Annotated in this window: 11 protein-coding genes; 6 read left to right on the top strand and 5 right to left on the bottom strand. The window is 50.9% G+C overall.

Annotation, left to right across the window (positions count from 1 at the left end; translation table 11 throughout):
* The first annotated feature begins 77 nt into the window (after window positions 1-77).
* The gene (locus tag CA13_RS19975; RefSeq protein WP_146399611.1) at window positions 78-623 is read left to right on the top strand and encodes an RNA polymerase sigma factor; all 546 of its coding nucleotides are present in this window, start codon (window positions 78-80) and stop codon (window positions 621-623) included.
* The gene (locus CA13_RS19970; protein WP_146399609.1) at window positions 616-1,638 is read left to right on the top strand and encodes a DUF6768 family protein; all 1,023 of its coding nucleotides are present in this window, start codon (window positions 616-618) and stop codon (window positions 1,636-1,638) included. Before CA13_RS19975 ends, CA13_RS19970 begins: the two co-directional genes overlap by 8 nt.
* Window positions 1,639-1,664: 26 nt before the next feature.
* On the opposite strand, the gene CA13_RS19965 is transcribed toward CA13_RS19970, so the two are convergent.
* Window positions 1,665-4,106: a glycoside hydrolase family 95 protein gene (locus tag CA13_RS19965; protein ID WP_146399607.1), complete on the bottom strand. Its 2,442-nt coding sequence runs from the start codon at window positions 4,104-4,106 to the stop codon at window positions 1,665-1,667.
* 24 nt (window positions 4,107-4,130) lie between these two features.
* Here CA13_RS19965 and CA13_RS19960 point away from each other — a divergent pair, with 24 nt between their 5' ends.
* The 3 genes from CA13_RS19960 (at window position 4,131) to CA13_RS19950 (ending at window position 6,523) form a co-directional block, all read left to right on the top strand.
* Window positions 4,131-4,271: a pentapeptide repeat-containing protein gene (locus tag CA13_RS19960; RefSeq protein WP_146403782.1), complete on the top strand. Its 141-nt coding sequence runs from the start codon at window positions 4,131-4,133 to the stop codon at window positions 4,269-4,271.
* A gap of 730 nt (window positions 4,272-5,001) precedes the next feature.
* Window positions 5,002-5,181: a hypothetical protein gene (locus tag CA13_RS19955; protein WP_146399605.1), complete on the top strand. Its 180-nt coding sequence runs from the start codon at window positions 5,002-5,004 to the stop codon at window positions 5,179-5,181.
* Window positions 5,182-5,287: 106 nt separating this feature from the next.
* Complete coding sequence (locus tag CA13_RS19950; RefSeq protein ID WP_146399603.1) at window positions 5,288-6,523, top strand: DUF1559 domain-containing protein; 1,236 nt, start codon at window positions 5,288-5,290, stop codon at window positions 6,521-6,523.
* Window positions 6,524-6,667: 144 nt separating this feature from the next.
* Here CA13_RS19950 and CA13_RS35430 read toward each other — a convergent pair whose 3' ends face one another.
* From CA13_RS35430 to CA13_RS19940, 3 genes are read right to left on the bottom strand one after another with little or no spacing between them, the layout of a single operon-like run.
* Window positions 6,668-6,808 (bottom strand): hypothetical protein, encoded by a 141-nt coding sequence (locus CA13_RS35430; RefSeq protein WP_419194605.1) that lies wholly within the window; start codon window positions 6,806-6,808, stop codon window positions 6,668-6,670.
* Window positions 6,809-6,843: 35 nt separating this feature from the next.
* A complete protein-coding gene (gene glgX, locus CA13_RS19945) occupies window positions 6,844-8,910 on the bottom strand; it encodes a glycogen debranching protein GlgX (RefSeq protein ID WP_146399601.1) in 2,067 nt (688 codons plus the stop codon).
* Between the two features lie 23 nt (window positions 8,911-8,933).
* On the bottom strand, window positions 8,934-11,615 hold the full coding sequence (locus tag CA13_RS19940) for an MGH1-like glycoside hydrolase domain-containing protein (protein ID WP_146399599.1): 2,682 nt from the start codon (window positions 11,613-11,615) through the stop codon (window positions 8,934-8,936).
* 146 nt (window positions 11,616-11,761) lie between these two features.
* On the opposite strand from CA13_RS19940, the gene CA13_RS19935 reads away from it, so the two are divergent.
* Window positions 11,762-13,639: an adenylate/guanylate cyclase domain-containing protein gene (locus CA13_RS19935; RefSeq protein WP_419194604.1), complete on the top strand. Its 1,878-nt coding sequence runs from the start codon at window positions 11,762-11,764 to the stop codon at window positions 13,637-13,639.
* Window positions 13,640-14,244: 605 nt separating this feature from the next.
* Here the strand turns inward: CA13_RS19935 and CA13_RS19930 are convergent.
* Entirely contained in the window at window positions 14,245-16,236 is a 1,992-nt protein-coding gene (locus tag CA13_RS19930) for an arylsulfatase (RefSeq protein WP_473087471.1), read from the bottom strand.
* Window positions 16,237-16,447: the final 211 nt, after the last annotated feature.

The raw sequence follows: 16,447 nt of genomic DNA, 5'->3' as shown, positions 1-16,447 counted from the left end.
ATTCACCTTTTTGGGGCCATTTTGTGAACCGTTTCTTTCTGCCAATCGACCTAATAGGCGAATGATCGAGATGGCGAATGAATCAGCAGCAAAGACTCCATAACGAAATACTGGTGATCCAAGCCCAACAGGGGGCCACGGAATCACTCGAGCAACTGATCCAGTGTTGGCAAGACCGACTCTGGCGTTTGGCATGGCGATTGACCGACAACGAACAGGCAGCCTGGGATGTGACTCAGGAAAGTTGGTTCATCATCAGTCGTCGTATCGATCGACTCGAAGATCCTTCTGCGTTTTCCGCTTGGGCCTATCGGATCACCAGTAACAAGTCACGCGACTGGATTCGACGTCAACAACGCGTTCGACGTGCCGACGATACTTACGCAGAAAGTCGTGAAGAGACTCAGTGTCATCAAGTAAACCAACAGGCTGAAAAACTAAGCGATGCTCTGGCGAGTCTTTCCGGTCACGACCGCGCCGTCTTGTCACTCCGCTACGAAGATGATTTCAGTATCTCGGAGATCGCTGAGATTCTGAGGATTCCGTCTGGAACCGTGAAATCACGACTGCATCACGCTCGTGGGCGATTGCGTCACCTAATCGAGGATACAAAAGATGAATGAACACGACCAAGAACTACAGAAAGCGTTAACAGAAAGCTCCGACTTCCGGACACAAACGATGCGAGAAGCGTCCGCGACAGAGTTCTCAAATCGAGTCCGCTGGGCAGAGCGAATCTATTGGATCTATGCCGTGATTCTGGTCCTGATTGGGGTCTTGGTGATCAATTATTTTGCACGCACTCGCGACACCAAAGAATTGATCATCTGTGCGGTGGTGATCCTCGTCGTCTACGAAACAACCGTCTTGATGAAACTATGGTTTGCGGTTGCCGCGACCAAACTCAGCATACTAAAGGACATGAAACTATTGCGTTTCGAAGTTGCTCGCTTAGCAGCGGTCGTCGGAGTCGAGCATCCAGCCGAACCCTCGATCAAATATGAACCAGTACGCGGGTCTTCGCCGTGGGAGCGAAAACTATGGCTTGGCGTTTGTGTCGTCGCTGCCATTGCCGCATCGACCTGGTCATCAAACCTGACTAACACCGGTGGCGGAAAACTATCGGCCGATTCCGTTATCACCGTTCAGACCAACGGAAACGTCACCACCGTAACCAACATCGCACAGACCTACTCCAAAATGCAACGGCCACAAACAATCACCATGCATGTGCCCAAGGATTGCGAAGTTCGTTGGGTCGACAATCAAGACGAAACGATGCCGGTGACAATTACACCAACCGGCACTCATCATCGCTATGACGTAGAAATCACCAACGGAGCCATCGTCGACGACATGCTCAAATACACTCAGGTCACACAGTTTCCGTTGGCAGCAACCGAGCAAGATGGCACCTGGACTTTCAATAGCGATAGACTCTATAGCGCATCGCAAAACGAGCTCAAAGTCACCGTGTTGCTGCCGTTGAACGCAAATGTTGATTCGGTCAAGCCAACTCCTTCGCTCCAATACAACCAATCAGGAAGTACGATATTGCAATTCAACGCGTCGCGAGCGAAAGACGAGAAATTCCAATTCTCGATTCAGTATCGTTTAGATGGCAAGCAAAATCTTTAGCATGCTACCTTTCGAAATGATGACTTTCATTCCAACGACGTCATGTCAAGCGAACCGTTGAAATGGTAGGTCTGACCTACACTCGTTAAAAGCTCTTTCACCAATTCGGCTGAGCGAATTCGCAACGGGTTGCCGCTTAACGACGTGATCGCCACCGATGCCAACTCGCCCTCTTTCCATGTTGCACTGACCTCAAAGTGGCCTCGCGCCCGCAATCCCTCGAAACTGCCAGTCGGCCATGCCGACGGTAAAGCCGGAAGTAAATGGATTTCGTTTCCGTGGCTTTGCAACAACATTTCGGCCATACCGGCCGAAGCAGCCAAGTTGCCATCGACAACGGCGATGTTATGCTGCGCCGACGCGATACCCGCTGCGGAAAACGTCAGCAAATTCACATCACTAAGATCACGCATCAATCCGGTTAGATTCCGAAGGGCGGCATCACCGTCGCGCAAACGAGCCTCGAAACAAATCATGTTGGCGCGACTCCACTCGACGTCTTCCCAATCAGGTTGTGACAGCCGACGCTTGATCGTAACGCGAGCCGCATCAGCTAACTTTGGTGTACCGTCAGGCGTAATCTGAGAACCCGGGAATAGTGCGACAAGATGACTGGTGTGTCGGTGGTTTGGAACCGCTTCGGCGAAGTCCTCAAACCACTCTTGGAGCTGGCCATGCTTGCCGATTTTCAGTGGTGGTAATCGCTTCATCGCGGCGATCAGCTTCGCTCGAAACTCGGAATCGCACTGAAGAATCTCACTGGCGTCGATGCAAGATTGGAAAAGATCGCGAATCAATACCTGATCGTGAACGGTTCCCATCGATTCAGCACCGCGAGTCCCATCCGGTCCGTAAAAAGCATTCTCCGGAGAGATCGAGGGACCACTCACCAAGTACCCGGTATTTGGATCCACAGCGAGGTAATCCAGAAAAAAATGTGCTGCATCTTTTAGCACGGGGTATGCTTTTTCCGCAAGAAACGACTTGTCCTGCTCAAATAGGAAACGTTCCCACAAATGCGAAGCAATCCAGATACCACCGGTTGGATGCAATCCCCAACCAAGTCCCCAGCCCGGAGCGGTGTAACCCCATGCGTTGGTAAACACGTGACACACCCAGCCGTTGCAACCATAAAGATCACGAGCAGTGCGACGGCCGGATTCTTGGACTTTCGAGATCAATCGAAACAGCGGTTCGTGACATTCACTGAGATTACAAACTTCGGCCGGCCAGTAGTTCTGTTGCGTATTAATGTCGAGATGAAAATCACATGTCCAAGGCATGCGACACGCACGGTTGTCGTTCCAAATCCCTTGCAGATTGGTCGGTAAAGGTGAATCGGCACGCGAGCCAGCTATCATCAAATAGCGGCCATACTGGAAAAACAAATTTGCCAATGGAGGATCAAGACGACTCGTCAACAAGCGTTCTCGACGCTCGTCAGTCGGGATTCCATTCTCTTTGTCATCACCAAGGTTCAATGTGACTCGATTGAATAACGTCTGATGATCAACAAGGTGTGTCTTTAGAATTACATCAACCCCTTTTTCCATTGCAGACGCGATCTGTTGTTCTGATCGCATCTTGGGATCGACATCGTTATAGTCCGTATTGATAGCGATATAGAGTATCACCGAGTTTGCATTTCGGACGCTTAGCGACTCCGCGGATGAGGTTACTTCACCGCCATCAGCAACGACTTGGACAATACCGTGGGAATGGACGCCGCTTTTTCCATCACTATGTCGCCTCTCTCTGGCGTCGCCAGTAAGAATCATGCGATTCTTTCCATCCGTTTCGACTTGATAGGGTCCACCCTGACTATCGAAGCGCGTATCAAAGCTAATGTTAGAGGGTTGATCCGCCGACAATCGAACGACGATGACATCATCCGGGTGCGAAGCAATCACCTCACGAGAAAACTCGGTTTGCCCAACGGAATAACAAACACGTGCGATCGCTGCTGGCAGGTCAAGTTCGCGACGATAGTTCGTCACATCGATGTTTCCATCACCGTGTTGCATTGCAAGATAAAGGTCGCCGACCGGAAGATGCGTACCATAGTTGTCAGGGTCGCTGATCAAATGCTCTTTGACGAGCGCAGTTGCTTCAGGATACTTGTTGTCAAAGAACAACTCGCGAATTTTCGAAAGGTTCTCGCGACCGGTCGGGTTCACAACATTGGGCTCGACTCTCCCTGACCAAAATGTCGATTCGTTCAGCGCCAGATGTTCCGAATCAACGCCACCAAACACCATCGCCCCAAGTCGTCCGTTGCCAACCGGAAGCGATTCAAGCCATCGCTCGGCAGGCTGACGATACCAAAGCGACAACGGTTCCACCGGCGCTGGAGCCCGACCAGTCAGAGTCACCTCGGCGGCTTGGACCTTTACATCGCGTCCGTTCAAATTGGAAATGGTTAGAACAAGCAGCAGAATGCTCGATGGCAATGTGAGTCGTGATTTCATCAGTCTCGATGGAAAAAGGCGGGAATACGGTTAACGGAAACACGGTTAACAGGAACACGGTTAACGGAAACACGGTTAACAGGAACACGGTTAACGGGCGGGAATCTTGGCGACGGTAAATACCGCGACGCTGCGAGATTCAACATCCTAGTCGACGCACCCTGAATTGTCGATTTAGTCGAATTCTCCTCTGTGGCAAGCCAAAAGACGTGGCTTCGCAAAAGTCTTCATTCACGTAAAGAGGAACGGCCCGACCAAGAAGCCATGTTTGACGATGAAATCGACGGTCATACGTCAGGAGTAGTTCTCTGTCGGAGGAATAGCGGCCCCATTCCCTTCGATTCTTCGCGGTGCGACTCGCATAGCACGAAAAGCAGCTTTAATAACTGAAGTACCTTGCGATTTATAAGGCAAAATTTGACTCAGCCGTGAAGACTGGTTAAAAATAGAGTTAGCCAATAATTCAACACCGCTTAATATTTATCGTTCCCTGGCACAGTCACTGTTTCGGGGACCTGAAAGCAACCTCCTCGATTGATGGAATCGAACGCTTTTCAGCACTGGAATTGCGTTTGACCAGATCGGCGGTCGTTGCTTTTGGCATCCAGTCAGACGCATCAAGAATTACTGCAGTTGCTTAAGTGTCCATTTCCGTTTCCTTTCGATTAACTAAGAGCAAGGTTTTGTCTCGAACGCGTAAATTTCGATCATGAATGTTCATCAATGGCATTCAAGTGATTCTGAATTATTAGCGTTACTTTTTGCTGGCGGAAACGCTGGCGCGTAGTGTTCAAACGCAGCAAAAACTCAAGCACCATGCTTTGAAGTTGCTGTTTTTTCTTTTAACGAGAGATATTTAGAGATGCTCAAATCCATGTATTCGGCGACCTGCCTTATGTGCGTTGTACTAGGTTTGTTTTTTGTTACCGGTTGCGGTGGTGGTGAAGTCGCCCCGAACGCAACGACCAACGAGATCCAATCCTATTTGGAAGAAAATCCCGACGTTGCAATGCGGGCTGATGACGAGCCACCAGAGGAGCAAGAGCAGTTTGAAATGAGTGACGCGATGGAGTGATTATTCGTTACCTGATCGAAGTCTTGCCATTAAACGCTTGTCAATCAGAAGCCACGAAACGACGCAGAGACGATTGTTCTTTATTCTTTTTTCGAGAGGTGTTCAAATGAGTCAGCGCAACAAACGTAGCGCCTTTACATTAGTTGAGTTATTGGTGGTCATCGCCATTATTGGGGTGTTGGTTGGGCTATTGCTACCAGCTGTGCAAGCGGCCCGAGAAGCCGCGCGACGCATGAGTTGCAGCAATAACGTCAAACAAATTGGGCTAGGAATGCACAATTACCATTCCGCCTACAATCAACTTCCGTTGCAACGGGGTGGAACCGCCCGGATGTACGGAAACAACGACCCTCAGTCACGCGTCCCCACAACGATCAACGGGGAATTTGGCGGCAACAATCTTCATAACTTAAGCGCGTTGGTCCCACTAACTCCCTTTGTCGAGCAACAAGCGATTTGGGAACAAATCAGCAATCGTTTTGCCGCGACGGACCCGCCGTCTGCTGTGGGCACCTACTACTTCAGCGCCATGGGGCCCAACCCGGATATCAATCTCACACAACAAGGGAACTACCGATACGACCCCTGGATGACAGACGTTCCGACCTTCCGTTGCCCCAGTGACCCGGGCAATGGCCTGCCGGGTCAGGGACGTACAAATTATGGAGTCTGTATTGGTGATGCATTGGGACTTCAAAATGATGGTGGAATTAATCAAAATGGAACCGACAATCCCACCCGATTGCCACGGGCGAAGACCAGTTGTCGTGGGGTGTTCTTTCCTCGAAATGTGACCCGATTCCGCGATATTTTGGACGGATTGTCCAACTCCATCATGGCGGGCGAATTGAATACGGATCTTGGAGATTCGGACATCACAACCCAAGCGGTAAATGGCAGCAGTGGCGGAAGTATCATCAATGATCCGTCTCGATGCTACAACAATGTCGATTCGCTTCGCCCCAGGTTTTGGGCTTCCGGTGCACCGTTCAGCGGTAGCACTCAAACGCAACGAGGTCTCAAGTGGGCTAGTGGTTACGCCATGCACACGGGAATCACCACCATCTTGCCCCCGAACTCACCGGTTTGCACCCACGGCTCAGGCATTTGGCGGGAAACAGGAGCAGCGCCAAGCAGTCGTCATCAAGGCGGTGCCCATGTTCTGATGAGCGATGGCGCTGTCAAATTCATTACCGATTCCATTGAAGCCGGAAATAGTAAAGCCGGAAATATCTGGTGGGGCGGTAACGGTGCCCGTGCTCCGGGTAGACAAAGTCCATACGGATTATGGGGTGCGTTGGGGACTCGAGCACTTCGCGAAACCATTGACGAAGAATTTTAAGGAATAGGTTTTTCCTAGTTCTTTCACGTTGGATTCGTTACGACGTCGGCCGAGCCTACTTGGTTGCTTCCTGTTCGTTTTGATCATGAAGCGGATTGACCAATAGGATCGAGCCGGCGTCTTTGCATTGGCGAGCGAGAGGATTTATTGCTCTTGTTTGTATTGATGCTGGCGAACAACAAGAGAAAGTGCGTCGCATCCGGTCATGTACACACCTACTTTGGCGATGCGTCGCAACACAAAGACATCGATCCAACGCACTCCAAGACCAAACCGGTTTTTCAATTCTGGCCTTTGCTCTTATCACTGAACGAGGATCGTCACTTACATATCGACGTCAAAACCACGGTCGATCGACTTTGCACGTGATAGGAAACTTGGTCCTCGACGGGGATACCCCACGAAATATCATCGGGCGACGCAAGGCTGGTGTCGATGACACGTTGCCAGGGCTCGAACGATTCCAGCATCTCCGGAATCTGAAAATGTGTCGGCTCCCAATGAGTGTTAAAGATCAAATGAAACCGTTTGTCGGGTCTCTCAATCGTGAACGCAACATGACGTGATTCGACTCCCCAATCTGGTTTCCCCAGTTCCGCGCCGTGCCATAGAACACGCGCACGCGTCAGCACATCGCTAAGCGTGACGTCCGTTTTCTTTCTCGCGGGCAGCCTTTTACGATACTCAATCAATCCTTTGACGAAGCGATGAATCTCGGCATGTCTCTCTAGCAGTGACCAATCCAACCAACTCACTTGGTTGTCTTGGCAATACGCATTGTTATTGCCACCTTGGCTGCGACGCATTTCGTCGCCCATCAATATCATCGGCACGCCGAACGCCAACAGATTGATTGTCAACAGATTCTTGATTTGCTTGACGCGCAACCGCTCAACATCCGGATCGCTCGATGGACCTTCGACGCCACAATTCCAACTGTAATTCGCGTTACAGCCGTCACGGTCATTTTCCAGGTTGGCTAGATTGTGCTTTGAGTTATAGGAAACCAAGTCATTCATCGTGAATCCGTCATGCGAAGTCACGAAATTGATACTTTGCTCGGGTTCGCGATTACGGTGTTCATAAATATCGGGGCTAGCCAAGAAGCGTTTTGAAAAGATCCCTGCGTGACCTGCGTCACCTTTCACAAACGATCGGACATCATCTCGAAACCGACCATTCCATTCTTTCCAGTGATCGCCAAAGAAACTACCAACCTGATACAACCCCGACGCATCCCATGCTTCGGCGATTAATTTGGTTCCGCTGAGAACCGGATCCGTTTCGATATCCCATAATATCGGCGGGCTCTCTTGCGGCTTGCCGTGTTCGTCGCGTGACAGGACCGATGCCAGATCAAATCGGAAACCATCAACATGCATCTCTTCCACCCAATATCGCAAACTGCTCAATATCAGCCTGCGAACAACAGCGTGATTTCCTTTAAGCGTATTACCGCAGCCGCTGAAATTGGCGAATCGACTGCGGTCATGGCTGTTTGGCCGGCTAGATTCAAGAATATAGTAGGCGGGATTTTCAAAGCCTTTGAAGCAAAACGTCGGCCCATTCTCACTGCCTTCCGCCGTATGGTTGTAGACGACATCCAAAAGAACTTCGATGTTCGCACGATGAAGCGCCTTGACCATATCACGAAACTCGTCTAACACCTGCAGCGGCGAGCTAGTCGAAGCGTATCCAAGATGGGGTGCGAAGAATGACATTGGATTGTAACCCCAATAATTGGTCAAACCGGGAGGAGCTTCCTGTGGATCAAATTGAAAGACCGGTAACAGTTCGACTGCGGTTATGCCGAGGTCTTGCAAGTAGGGGATCATGTCGATCAACCCCGAGTAGGTGCCTCGCCGCTCTGGTGCAACTCCTGACGTGGCATGTTTGGTAAATCCCCCAACGTGCATTTCATAGATAATCGTCTCGTTAAACGGATGGCGTAGCGGCGCGTCACCATCCCAATCGTATGTCGTCAGGTCGGCAACCACGCTCTTCATCGCGGAAGTCGCATTGTCACCCGGACATGCCGCAGCTTCGCGATCATAGGCCTTTGGCATTGCTACAGCGCGACCATACGGATCTAGCAAAATCTTAGATTTATCAAAACGCAGTCCTTGCATGGGCAAAAACGGACCGTCGACGCGATAAGCATAAATCTGCCCTGCTTGAATCCCTTCAACCAAAACGTGCCAATAGTGAAAAGTGTGATGTTGGTCATCGCTGAGTTTGATCACACGTGCAGGCTTGGCGTCGTCAACATCGTCGAATAGCAGCAACTCGACCGACGTCGCACTTTTCGAGTGAACGCTAAAATTGACTCCCCATGGTGTCATGGTTGCACCGAGGGGATAGGACTTTCCTGTGCCAATGCCTGTCATGATGTTTTCCTTTTAATTCATGGTCAACGACGCCACTCATCGATGAGTGACGCAACCAACCCAGTCCATCCGGTTTGATGGCTCGCCCCGAGTCCTTCGCCAGTTTCCGAATGAAAGTACTCGTGAAACAGCAAACAATCGCGCCAATGTGGGTCGGATTGGAATTTTTCATTGTCGCCATAGAACGCTCTTCGACCTGACGCATCTCGTGCAAACAAGCTGATCATCCGATTGGCTAGGTCCGCAGCCATTTCAATCAGCGTCAAGTCGTGCGCACCTTCAGAAGTCTGAATATGCATTTCCCCTTCGTACACTTGAGCAAACCGACGCAACGATTCGATCATCAAAAACGTTGTTGGAAACCAAACGGGGCCGCGCCAATTGGAGTTGCCACCCTTCAACCACGTTGTTGATTCTGCCGCTTCGTACTGCACTCGCTCACCGTTAAAAGAGTACGGATGGTCGGCATGGTGTTTTGATAAACTTCGCAGGCCAAAGGGACTCAAAAATTCATCGGGATCGGCGATTCGTTGCAAAATCCTCCGAAATTGTTCTTGATCGACCAGTGACAGTAGCAGCACATCCCCAGCACTACACTTGTTCTCCGTCATACAAGCCTGAGTCATCGATGCCCGGTTCCGTAAACACCACAACAAGTTATCACGAAACAACGGAAATTGCTCAATCCAATTGTCCTCCAATCGCTCGACCGCGTACAACGGAATCAAATTCACAAGCGACCGCAAATGGAAACGATGGTAGCTGCCGTCGGGATAACTCAATACGTCACAAAACATCCCATCGTTGTCACTCCACAGTTGAAAACTGCGTCCACCCATATTTTTCATCGCTGAGCCGATGTAGGTGTAGTGCTCAAAAAACTTTGTCGCTAATCCAACATACGCTGGATTCTCTTTCGCCAAAGCCAATGCAATGCGCATCATGTTCAAGCAATACATCCCCATCCACCCAGTTGCATCGGCTTGTTTTAGAGTCGCCCCATCATCCGGTCGCTCGCTACGATCAAAAGACGATATATTGTCGAGCCCCAGGAATCCACCTTCGAACACGTTGTGTCCTTCGCTGTCAACTTTGTTGATCCACCAAGTGAAATTAAGCATCAGCTTGTGAAAACAGCGTTCAAGGAACTCTCGGTCGGCACACCCGTTGCGAATCCGGTCCATGTTGTAGACTCGCCAAACGGCCCAGGCATGGACGGGAGGATTCAGATCGGAAAACTCCCATTCGTAAGCCGGTATTTGGCCGTTGGGATGCTGAAACTGTTCGAACAACAATAGCCACAATTGCTCTTTGGCGAATTCCGGGTCAACCAATGTCAACGGAATACAATGAAAGGCAAGATCCCAAGCGGCGAACCAAGGGTATTCCCACTTGTCCGGCATCGAGAGAATTCGCATCGAGTTGAGATGACGCCAATGGTGGTTACGAATTTTGCGGCGACTCTCAGCAGGCGGCGCATGCGCATTGTCGCCATCGAGCCACTTCTGAACGTCAAACAAGTAAATCTGTTTTGTCCACAACATCCCTGCCAATGCTTGACGCTGAATCAAACACTCGTCCGCGGAAGCCTTTGGTGGATGAATCGCAGCATAGAACTCATCCGCCTCGGCTCTCCGCTTGGCAACAATCTCATCCACTTCGCTAAGCGAATGACTTGGTTGATCAAGGGGATTTTGGTTCGACAGTCGCAAACGAAAAACTTTCGATCCGGCTGGCTCAATCACTGTCATGCCATAGTCGATACAAGCCTTTGTTCCAGTCAATTCATGATTGACACAGTCTGTTTTATCCACGAAATGGCGATGGAACGCGTCTTTGACAAAGTGACTCTCATTCGAAACGCCGTACAGAAGTTCTTGGTTCGTTTCGTTATTCGTAAACAGCGGCTGGCTGCTTGCGTCAGTTTGTAAGTAGTAGTTGTCTAATTTGTAGGGAAAGAGCAGGTTTCCCAGTGGAGCAACATTGCTAGAGTCAGCCACTAAGCAAAGTGACTGCGAATCGTGACCGTGCATCCGGAGTATCGGCTCTGGTTGGCGTTCGGTTTCCCATGCCCAAGTATTGCGAAACCACAAATGGGGCAATACCCAAATGGGCGCTGGCTCGGGACCACGATTAAAAACTTCGATGCGAACACATAAGTCGTGAGTATTTTCCTTGGCATACTCGACGAACACATCAAAGTACCGATCGTCATCAAAGATGCCTGTATCAATGAGTTCGTATTCACGCTGCTGGCGGTTGCGCCGCGAGTTCTCAACAAGAAGCTGCTGATAAGGAAATTGTGCTTGAGGGTATTTATACAGATACTTCAAATACGCACTCGACGGCAGCGCATCAAGATAGAAGTAATATTCCTTGACATCCTCGCCATGGTTGGCCTGGTCGGGCGTAAGACCGAACAAACGCTCCTTCAGAAACGGATCCTCTCCATTCCATAGCGCCAACGCAAAAACCAACAACTGATAACGATCGCAAATTCCCGCCAGCCCATCTTCACCCCACCGGTACGCTTTGGATCGAGCATGATTGTGTGTCAAATAGTCCCATGCATTGCCGTCCTCGCTATAGTCCTCCCGAACGGTTCCCCACGACCGTTCACTAACGTAAGGCCCCCAGGCTCTCCAATTCTGAAGCCCCTGGTGGTCGGCCTTAAGACGAGCACGCTCGGCAGTGTTTATGGGCATGATTCTGACAGCCAGCTAGGCGATGCAGGACTTGGTTGTGCGACACCATCAATCATTCAATCTTAGCAGGTGCGTGCCAACTTGGAAGCAAATTTCAGCTATACTACAAGAGCGACTGAAAGTCTTTCCGGAACGGAGACGCTGTTGTGAAATCTGTTGATATTGCAATCCAATCGAACGAAGTGAACTTGCATGTCAAGGATGCGAGCCTTCCTTTGGAAGTTGGTCGCCAGAACGTGAACGAGGAATTGCTGGAAGTTCGCGATCTCGGCAACCAAACGTTCCGCGTTGCGGTCGCACCGCTTAGTTTGTTGTGGGTTCCGCGCCGAGCATTACGAATTGAGGACAACGGCAAGGGAAGCCTGCGGTTAATCAACATTCACGACCAATCGGTCTTTCATGTCGGTGACGACAACCGACCAGTACAGCCTGGTCAATCAATGACGTTTCCTTCGTCCGTCATCGTTACATTGCCGCATCAGTTGACGCTGCATATCTCGCCAAATGCATCGACGGGGACTTCAGTTCAAGACACGACGTTGCGGACAATCAACGCATTCGGCTCTGGCGCCACCGTTGGCTTAGCCGATGCCGGGCTCGGCCAACTTCGTAGCGATTCCGGCGAAGAGGATGCGGGACAAGTTGCCGTTAGCCTCGTTCGTCAAGCATTGGCCGTGGTTCGCAAAACAGCGGGATCGAACGAGTTCTTTGAAGCCGCGGTACGTGCCACCGCAACGATGATCGAATTGGATTGCGCCTATGTCATTCTAAGGATCCATGATCGATGGGTTATGCGCTCGCAATTTAGTTCAGAGACCGGCATGAGTGTCAATTTCGATGACCAATCTGAACCGTTACCTGTTGGCAGTTCGCGACTTTTGGAAAACGTTCTTTACTCGAAAAAGACTGTTATCTTCGAGCCTGACGGTTCGTTTGAATCCGTACGAGCTTCGATGATGTTACTCGATCGTGCGGTCGCCGCACCCATGCTTAGCGAAACAGGCGATGTAATCGGAGTAGTCTATGGCGATCGAAAGTTGAGCCTGTCTCGGGCGAATGAACCGATCGGTGAATTAGAGGCAACCTTATTGGAATTGATGGCTAGTGCGGTGGCGTCGGGACTCGCACGCCAACGCGAGGAGTCGCTGCGTGCGGCAATGTCCCAATTTTTCTCTCCTGCGGTGACGGAATGTTTACAGGAAAACGAAAACTTGCTAGCCGGTCGCGATGCCGAAGTGACGGTACTGTTTTGCGACATTCGCGGATTCAGTGCCATCTCCGAGCGAATTGGCCCCGCACAAACGATCGAGTGGATCAACGACGTGCTAACGGATCTTAGCCAATGTGTGATCCAATACGATGGAGTTCTCGTCGACTATATCGGTGATGAATTAATGGCAATGTGGGGTGCCCCAGCAGAGCAGAAAGATCATGCGGTCCGCGCCTGCCATGCAGCCCGCGAAATGTTGCGTCGCATCGAACCGTTGCGCCAAAAATGGATCGAGTTGACGCCAGATGGATTCGGGGTCGGGATTGGCATCAATACCGGGATTGCACAAGTTGGCAACACGGGCTCGAAAGTCAAATTCAAGTACGGTCCGTTGGGCAACACCGTCAACGTCGCCAGTCGCATCGAGGGAATGACCAAAGCATTCGGCGTCACGGCCATCATGAGTTCGTCCACGCAAAACGCATTGCAAAAATATTCGTCGGTGGTGCACAGCCCAATCTTCAATACCCGACGCCTCGCTGATGCCAAACCCGTCGGTATCAAAAGCGTGATCACGCTCTACGAATTTCGACCGGACGCCGACTCCGATTGGCAGCAGATGCGGGATCGCTATGAAAAAGCACTGGACTGTTATCACAAAAGTGATCTGACAGGTGCCGCGAAGGAATTAGCATCATTGGTCTACGACCATCCCAACGACGCACCAAGTGTGCTACTGTTAGGTCGAGTCGTCGAGTCACTGACTCAGCACCACGCCAAAGTCGATCCGGTGGTTGAGTTTCAAAAGAAGTGAAGCCCGCATAAAATCAATCGCGTTGATGCGCGTTGATTGTCCCCCTGGTGAGAATATGCATCAGTGGTGTTTGTATGCCGCATTCCTCTTTTCCGCCGTCAGCGTCCACTGGTCGGAATCGAATGCCGATACGGCGACTCCACAGGGTGCTGTGTTCGAGAGAACAGCTTCCTTCCGACCTTGACAATCCACGTTGGGCGGAAGCCGAAAACGAGTCACAAAAAGATCCCCGCGGCAAACGAAAAACTCTTGCAGACACTTGCAAATTCGTCAGACCAAGCGACCAAGCTCGCCCTCACGGCAAGAGACTCATTGCCTAAAGCCCATTGGAACCGAACCTCACTTCCCGACGTTGCAACTAAAATTGGTATCGAGTTCGAACATTTCAACGGCACACCAAAATCACTCAAAGAGCTGCTGCTACACCAACCACTATGAAGCGGCATCCCTATTGATTGATTTCGGCCAAGGCGGGGGAGATTCGCCCGACGTCCGTAGCGAGCCAAATAGCGCAACGATACAGCGTGCCGAATCTCTGCGACTCTACACCAATAAAATTGCGTCGGAGCGTCTTCATCACAGGCTGGCCCCTCCAACCCCAAACCCTATTGGACAATGCGACTCGGCCACGACAGAAGCACTTCATTTCTCGAATTACCGAGTTGCAACTTTCGAATGGTCGCCTGGCCCGGCCCGCTACTGACATCGATCCGCAGTTGATAAATGCGTCCATCGCTTGGAAGTTCAATTTCGACTCGCTGCCAATTACTATCCGCCTTGATATCGAACGGGACTCGGTTGGCTTTGGGCAATGTCGCCGCAGGGTCGGTTGTGTAAAACAGTTCACCACCACCTTTCGTTCCACCTCGCAAATCAAACGAGACTCGATACGGGCCGTCGACCAGATCACCGCCGCGCAGGTCCATCGCGATACCAGGATCTTCTCCCGTAAATTGCAATTGGATGGAGTCATTTTCGATTGTCAGTGCAGTGTTTTTTCTCGCGCGGATATCACTTTGCGAAACGGGTTTGATGCGTTTTCGTTTTTGATTTACGCGTGAGGGTTCTCCATCGAACTTCGTCCATTCACGATGAGTGTGCGGCAGCTTTGCTGGTCTGACTTCCGCGTAGGCGTGCGGCGACGCATGCAATACGTCTCGAGCCATATCGGTCCAGGTCTGAACCATGTGAGCAAGTCGCTGCGGATCTTCTTCAGCAAGGTTATTCAATTCCGTACGATCGGCGGCGACGTTATAGAGTTCCCATGTCGTGCCGGCAAAACTAACCGCCTTCCAATCACCATCGCGCAGCCCGCGATCTTTTGAAAACAGCAAATGAATCGGTTCTGAACGCTCGATTGACTGCCCTTCCAATACGGGCTTCAAAGAGACACCCGAGATTGGTCGCAGTTCACGACTTGGCCACGAAACGGGAATTTCACACTGAGCCAAGTCCGCGAGCGTTGGTAGAACATCAATCAGATGAGCTGGAGCATCATTAATACTTCCCGGCGGTGTTTTCAAACCGGATGGCCAATGAACAATCGCAGGCGTCGAAATACCGCCCTCAAACTGATTTTGTTTGTAGTATCGAAATGGCGTGTTTCGGGCCCAGGACCAACCAGTCGAATCCGCTAGGGAAATCGATCCATTGGTCGGCTCGACATCCAATTGCGGCCGTTTGCGGTCGTACGGACAGGCGCCGTTGTCCGAGACAAATAGAATCAACGTATTGTCGAGTTCGTCGTTGGCATGCAAATGAGCCACCAAGCGGCCGACTTCTTGGTCCACTCGATCGATCATCGCCGCAAGGGTCGACATACGATTGGATTCGTACGCTCGCCGCCAAGGCTCCATGTCGGCCCAAGCTGGAATGTGCTCAGGTCGCGGACTGACGTTCAAGTTGGCTGGCAATAACCCCAATCGCTTTTGCTTTTCCGCGCGAGCTGTGCGGGCGACATCCCAACCCGCGTCGTACTTTCCCTTGTATTTGGCATAGTCTTGTGGCAAAGCATGCAACGGTGCGTGCGGTGCATTGAAGGCAATGTATAGATACCAAGGCTTGTTCGTTTGCCGAGCTTCCCCCAAAAACTCCAACGCATAATCGACATTTGCGACGGTCGTGTAAAAATCGCGATCGGGAACTTTCCAAGGTTGCCCGTTCAGTCGAAACGTATTGTCACCGGTGAAGTAGTTGCACGCGCCACTGAGATGTCCAAAGTAGCGATCAAAGCCAAAGTTGGTTGGCTGTTTGTTCAAGTGCCATTTACCCGTCATGGCCGTAAAGTAGCCGCCGGCGCGAAGCACCTCCGCCGAAGTGACTGCATTAGCCAGTGCCACGTCGCCAGCGGCAATGCAATACTGGCCGCTCAGCAGCGAGACTCGCGACGAATGGCATTTCGCTGTGTTATAGAACTGAGAAAACCGCATCCCACCCCTCGCCAACGCATCAAGATGCGGCGTCTCAATCTCGCTGCCGTAACATCCAATGTCAGAGAACCCCAAGTCGTCGACCATCATCACGACAATGTTCGGACGCTCGTCGCCACTGGCCGATGCCATAAACAGACACATCAAGCAGGCAGAAAAAATGGACACTCTTCTGGACTGTCCGTCTGTCATCAGGTTTGGCAAAAAATCCATCATGAAATTAGTCACAAACGAAGGAATTCGAGGATAGCATTTCACGCTGTAAGATTCCATTGGAATCGTTGAAACGGCTGCACTCGCAACTGCGTTCAACCACCACATCTTACTTGATGTCGAGCACAACTTGAATTAGTGACTTTCACTACCTCCACTTCACATG

It is taken from the genome of Novipirellula herctigrandis (genome assembly GCA_007859835.1).
GTDB classification, from domain to species: domain Bacteria; phylum Planctomycetota; class Planctomycetia; order Pirellulales; family Pirellulaceae; genus Novipirellula_A; species Novipirellula_A herctigrandis.
This window is presented reverse-complemented; position numbering and strand designations above follow the sequence as displayed.

What these genes read in the sequence shown, in the direction of transcription:
- CA13_RS19965 (WP_146399607.1), bottom strand. Translation starts at nt 4,106, where the DNA reads ATGAAATCACGACTCACATTGCCATCGAGCATTCTGCTGCTTGTTCTA.
- CA13_RS19970 (WP_146399609.1), top strand. Translation starts at nt 616, where the DNA reads ATGAATGAACACGACCAAGAACTACAGAAAGCGTTAACAGAAAGCTCC.
- glgX (WP_146399601.1), bottom strand. Translation starts at nt 8,910, where the DNA reads ATGACAGGCATTGGCACAGGAAAGTCCTATCCCCTCGGTGCAACCATG.
- CA13_RS19940 (WP_146399599.1), bottom strand. Translation starts at nt 11,615, where the DNA reads ATGCCCATAAACACTGCCGAGCGTGCTCGTCTTAAGGCCGACCACCAG.
- CA13_RS19975 (WP_146399611.1), top strand. Translation starts at nt 78, where the DNA reads ATGAATCAGCAGCAAAGACTCCATAACGAAATACTGGTGATCCAAGCC.
- CA13_RS19950 (WP_146399603.1), top strand. Translation starts at nt 5,288, where the DNA reads ATGAGTCAGCGCAACAAACGTAGCGCCTTTACATTAGTTGAGTTATTG.
- CA13_RS19955 (WP_146399605.1), top strand. Translation starts at nt 5,002, where the DNA reads ATGTGCGTTGTACTAGGTTTGTTTTTTGTTACCGGTTGCGGTGGTGGT.